Here is a 6,490-nt window from a genome sequence, read left to right on the forward strand (position 1 = left end):
GGATTTACAATATTCATATTGTACATGTATTGGGTATATTGAGGATCTTGTTGACTATGCCCTTCAATTGTACATAATCCTAATATTATTAGTAAAATTACTGATATTATTCTCATAATTAACTTTGTATAATTGTTGTTCTATCTATACTATAACACTTTCAGTAAGACATCTCCTACTTATTTAAATTGATTATATCAAATTAAATTTATATGTTAAAATAATTATATGGATTTATTGATAAAATCCTACTTTCCACTTATTACTTATTCAATGGGTAAAACTATTTATAATATTTAAAAGCTTCAAAGAAAGTCATGTTAGACTTTCTTTGAAGTTATTTTTAATAATTTACATATACCCAACCTGTTACAGGTTTTCTATTGTCTTTATTAAAATATATGATATAATAGTAGGTTCCTACTGGTACTTTTTGATCTTTCTGAATAGTAATTTTACCATCAGAATATCCGTCCCACCATTCAACTGGTGACCTACCTTCATTACTATAATCATAAACTTTAGAACCCCATCTGTCATAAATCTCAATTCTGAAATCTGGATATTTACTTAATAATGGTACTATAAAATAATCATTATCGCCATCTCCATTTGGTGAGAATGCCTCTGGGATTATTGTACATGATGTAACATCTAAGTAATTTGGGTAACCATCGAAATCACAATCGTCATCATACCAAACACCATTTTCATTATCATCTTCTTCAAATGTTGGCACACCATCATTATCATCATCAGCATCTCTATAATCAACATCATCATTTGTTGCTTCTGGTGTTGGATTAAGATCGAAATTAGGCAATTGATTTGCTGGATCATCGATTTCATCATTAACATCGTAATCGTTCAAATTACCACCTTCAAAACCATCATCTAACCCGTCACCATCTGTATCTGTACCAGTTGCCTCAACATCTGGATGCCCATCGTGATTATGATCATGCCCTTCGATATAATCATATACTCCATCATTATCAGAATCTTCATCTAAATAATCAGGTGTATCATCTCCGTCAGTATCAACAAGAGTAAGACCTTCTCCACTGCTAGGTGTTGTTTCATAAGCATCATCAAGACCATTACCATCTGAATCTACTCCTGAAGGTGTTATATAACCTGTTGTAGATTGAGCTTCTACATTGTCTGGAATACCATCTCCGTCAGAATCGATATCAAGATAATTAGGATTATTATCATTATCTGAATCTTCATCACCTTCTACTAAAGTTAAGATTCCATCATTATCATCATCAATATCTAAATAGTTTGGTTGTAAATCACCATCGAAATCAAAAGTAAATGGATCATCTCCTGGGTTAAGAACTTCATCAATTGTAGCAATTCCATCACCATCATCATCAGTATCTCTGAAGTTTGGCACTCCATTACCATCAAAATCAGGAAGATCTGTTGCAGGATTAGTTATCTCATTATTGATGATATATCCATCATTGGCATTTGCACCTTCAAAGGCATCATCTAGACCATCTCCATCAGTATCAACTCCTGAATAAATAGGTGTTGGGTAACCCGATGGTGCATCATCAACTGTAATCATACCATCTCCATTGTGATCATGACCTTCAATAACATCTAATACATTATCATTATCGCTATCTAAATCTAAATAATCAGGAGTACTATCTCCATCTGTATCTACTGGAGTTAATCCTTCTCCAGCTCCTGGACTTGACTCATAAGCATCATCTAAACCATTACCATCAGAATCTACACCTGAAGGAACAATATAACCGTCAGTAGTTTGAGCTTCCACATTGTCAGGAATACCATCATTATCAGAATCTATATCTAGACTATCAGGGATACCATTTCCATCGGAATCAATTGTTCCTTCAACAGTATCAACTATACCATCGTTATCGTCATCCACATCATAAATATCAGGCACTCCATCACCATCCGTATCTACTAATACCTCAATAGTAACTGTTGCAGTATCTGTATCTCCATTACTATCTTCTATTCTATAAGTGATAGTATCACCACCTACAAAATCAGTATTAGGAGTATAAACTATATAATCATCAGTTGGATCATTTGGAGTACCGTTATCATTCACTGATGCAGTACCGTTGTTAGGTCCTGTAACAATTACAATAGCAGTTGTACTCGCACCATCTCTACCAAAGTCATCAATACCATTACCATTATCTTCTAACACCATAATATTATTATTGTTAGAGTTTTCTACAACAAACACATCATCGTCTTGAGCTGTAGGTAAGAAATTGACAACAATATTATCTACAATACTTTCATCATCATCTGTAATACCGTCATTAAGGTCATCAACATCAAAGCTTGCATTGAAATCACTATCAAGATCTATATTATCAGAAGCTGTAATTTCTGCTTTGTTGTAATAACTAGTAGTAGTATCTGTACCATCAGTTAATACTTCTGCATTAAAGCTCAATGAAACATTTGTTCCATTTGCAATAGTTAGTCCATTCCAATTAATTGTATTTCCAGTTAATATACCACCATTTGTTATGGCCGTAATATTACCAAAACCATCAGGTACAACATCTTGTACATTAACCCCAGTGGCCTCACTTGGACCATCATTACTAACTAGTAATGTAAAGGTCACTATATCTCCTGTTGTTGGATTCAAGTCATTCACCGATTTTACTAAACTTAGGTCAGATACTGGTTGTGGATTTACTTCTACCATCGCATAATCATCTTCAGTTGTAACTCCATTATCCGGCGTAGAATCTAAATCTGTATTATCAGAAGCCGTTACTTCAGCAGAATTATTATAATTTCCTGTTGCCAAAACAGTTGCTGTAATGTTAATTTCAGCTGTGTCACCACTTGCCAGACTTGGTACAGACCATACTCCTGTTGCAGGAACATAATTTCCAGCACTATCATCACTTACATAAACATATCCTGATGGTAACAAGTCTGTTACTTCAATACCAGTAGCTTCACTTGGACCTGCATTATTTACTGTCAATGTAAATACTACATCAGATCCTACCAATGGAGCAACATCATCAACTGACTTTGTCATTGATAAATCAGATACTGGGATTGGGTTTGTATCTACTGTTGCAAAATCATCACCTGTTCCATCTCCTGGTGTTGAATCAGGATCAGCATTATCTGATGCTGTTACTTCAGCATTATTGGTATAATTACCTGTTGCATTAACAGTAGCCGTAATCTCTAAAGAAGCTGAAGTTGCATATGCAATATTACCAACTGTCCATACTCCTGTGGTTTCATCATATGCTCCTGCTCCATTATCACTAACATAAGTATAACCATCAGGTAATAGATCAGTAACTTCCACACCAGTTGCATTGCTTAGTCCATTATTAATTACAGTTAATGTAAATATTACATCAGACCCCACTAACGGTGTAGTATTATTAACTGTTTTAGTCATTGATAAATCAGAGACCGCAGTTGGACTCACATTAACAATGTCACTCTCGTCATCATCTGCAATTCCATCACCTAAATCGTCTACATCAAAACTACTATTTGGATCACTATTTAGGTCAAGATTATCAGAAGCTGTAATCTCAGCTCTATTTCCATAATCTCCACTTGCAAGAACTCTTGCAGTAAATTCAAAGGTTGCATCAGAACCTGAACTTATGTTCAGATTGTCCCATACAATTGTATTTCCAGTTACGGTTGCTCCTGAGGTTATTGCTGTAACATTATCATAACCATTAGGTACAACATCTTCTATAGTTACACCAGTAGCGTCACTTGGACCTGCATTACTTACCGTTAATGTAAAGGTTACATTATTTCCTACTGCAGGTACGTTGTTATCTACAGTTTTTGTGATACTTAAATCCGAAACAGGATTTGGTGTCGTACTCACTGCTGCATAGTCATCACCTGTTCCGTCACCCGGAGTTGAATCAGGATCTAAATTATCTGATGCTGTAACTTCTGCAACATTCGTATAATTTCCAACTGCATTTACAGTAGCTGTTATTTCTAAACTCTGTGTAGCTCCATTTGTTATCGTTGGAACTGTCCATAAACCTGTACTTTCTACATAAGCTCCTGCTCCATTATCCGAAACATAAGTATATCCACTTGGTAATACATCTGTTACCTGAACTCCTGTTGCATCACTTGGCCCATTGTTTGTCACTTCTATTGTAAATACCACATCTGAACCTACATTTGGAGTGCCGTTGTTTACAGTTTTTGTTATACTTATATCTGATACTGCTGATGGATTGATTCCTGCAGTAGCATAATCATCACCTGTTCCGTCTCCTGGTGTTGAATCAGAATCTAAATTATCTGATGCTGTAATTTCTGCTTCGTTTGTATAATCTCCAGTTGCATTTACAATAGCTGTTATTTCTAAAGAAGCTGAAGAAGTATTTGATATATCTCCAACAGTCCAAACTCCAGATGCCTCATCATAAGATCCGGCTCCGTTGTCTGAAACATATGTATATCCACTTGGCAATAGATCTGTTACTTCTACTCCCGTTGCTATACTTGGTCCTGAATTATTTACAGTTAAAGTAAATATCACATTTGAACCTACATTAGGTGTTGGATTGTTAACTGTTTTAGTTAATGACAAGTCAGAAACTGGTACTGGAATAGTAGCAACACTATCAAAATCGTCTCCAGCTCCATCATCTGGAGTTGAATCAGGATCTAAATTATCTGATGCTGTAACTTCTGCAACATTCGTATAATCTCCAACCGCATTTACAGTAGCTGTTATTTCTAAACTCTGTGTAGCTCCATTTGTTATCGTTGGAACTGTCCATAAACCTGTACTTTCTACATAAGCCCCTGCTCCATTATCCGAAACATAAGTATATCCACTTGGTAATATATCTGTTACCTGAACTCCTGTTGCATCACTTGGCCCATTGTTTGTCACTTCTATTGTAAATACCACATCTGAACCTACATTTGGAGTGCCGTTATTTACAGTTTTTGTTATACTTATATCTGATACTGCTGATGGGTTAATAGTAACAACATTACTTTCATCATCATCTGTTTCACCATCACTATAATCATCAGTGTCATAACTAGATGTATGATCTGAATCGGGATCAACAAAATCAGAAGCCGTAATTTCTGCTCTATTTCCATAATCACCTGTAGCTAAAACTTGAGCTGTAAATTCTAATACTGTTGGGGTACCCGTTGAAACAGTTAAACCTGACCAACTAATAGTATTTCCAGATACTGTGGCCCCTGAGGTTATTGCCGTAACAGAACCATATCCACTAGGTACAACATCTTCAACTGTTACTCCAGTAGCATTATTACCACTATTTACAACAGTTATTGTAAAGGTTACTATATCACCAACATTTGGTGAAGTTGTACTCACTGCTTTTGTGATACTTAAATCCGCATATTCAATTGGTGTTTCAGCAGTATCCGTTTCAGCAGTTGTAATCTGATCTGCAGTTACTGAAACAGTATTAATTATATTAATATTAGAATCTGCTTTTCTCTGGAAATCAGCCAATGTTGTTGTATAACTTGTCGTATACGTCCAAGTCTCGCCTACTTCTAAAATACCATTTGCAGTGATACTTTCTACTACTGAACTCAAGGTTGCTATACTTCCATCTGGTAAAGTGTCTTCTACATCTACATTAGTTAAATCTAAATCCCCGTCATTTTTAAGTGTAATAGTATATCCTAATACTTGATTAATAGAATTAACCGTAGATGGACCAGCAGTTTGTGATTTTGTAACTATAACATTTGCATTACAACCTGGTGAAACTAGAGTTACATCTGTAGGATTTACAACAGAACATAATGTTACAGCGTCTCTTACTACAATAGTGTAAGGAGAACCTGATGCTACTAAATTACTAAATATATTAGAACTTTGATATGAAGCTCCTCCATCTATACTATACTCTAAATTAGAACCAGTTGCAGAAATTGTAATTGTACCATCATTTAATGCAGGGCAACTTGCCTTTGTAGGGTTAGTTGATGTTACATTAGTGATTACAGGAGGAAGATTCTCGTTAACAGTAGAATTTAATGATATGGTACATCCATTAGCATCAGTTACTGTAACTGCATATGTACCTGCACTTAAACCTGTCTGATCTTCATCTGCCGCTACTAAACCGCTACCATCTGATGTTGTCCATGAATAACTATATGGACCTACTCCTCCTACAACAGTGATATCTATCGCTCCATTAGAATTACCACAATTTTCATGAATAACAGAATCTTCAGAAATAGTTAAGGCCGATGGTTCTGTTATTTCATAACTTCCTGTAGTTGTTGCTCCATTAGCATCGGTAATTGTAACTGCATAGGTACCTGCAGTTAAGCCTGTCTGATCTTCATCTGTCGCTACTAAACCGCTACCATCTGATGTTGTCCATGAATAATTATATGGACCTACTCCTCCTACAACAGTGATATCTATCGCTCCATTATTATCTCCATTACATAA

General features: G+C 35.5%; 1 protein-coding gene. It reads right to left on the minus strand.

Features of this window, described 5'->3' with window-relative positions; genetic code table 11:
- Positions 1-343: 343 nt before the first annotated feature.
- Positions 344-6,490, minus strand: a 6,147-nt coding sequence (locus tag EGM88_RS15025; protein WP_123899238.1) for a DUF7507 domain-containing protein, incomplete at its 5' end; no start/stop codon positions are given.

The sequence above is a fragment of the Aureibaculum marinum genome, assembly GCF_003813905.1.
GTDB classification, from domain to species: Bacteria; Bacteroidota; Bacteroidia; order Flavobacteriales; family Flavobacteriaceae; genus Aureibaculum; species Aureibaculum marinum.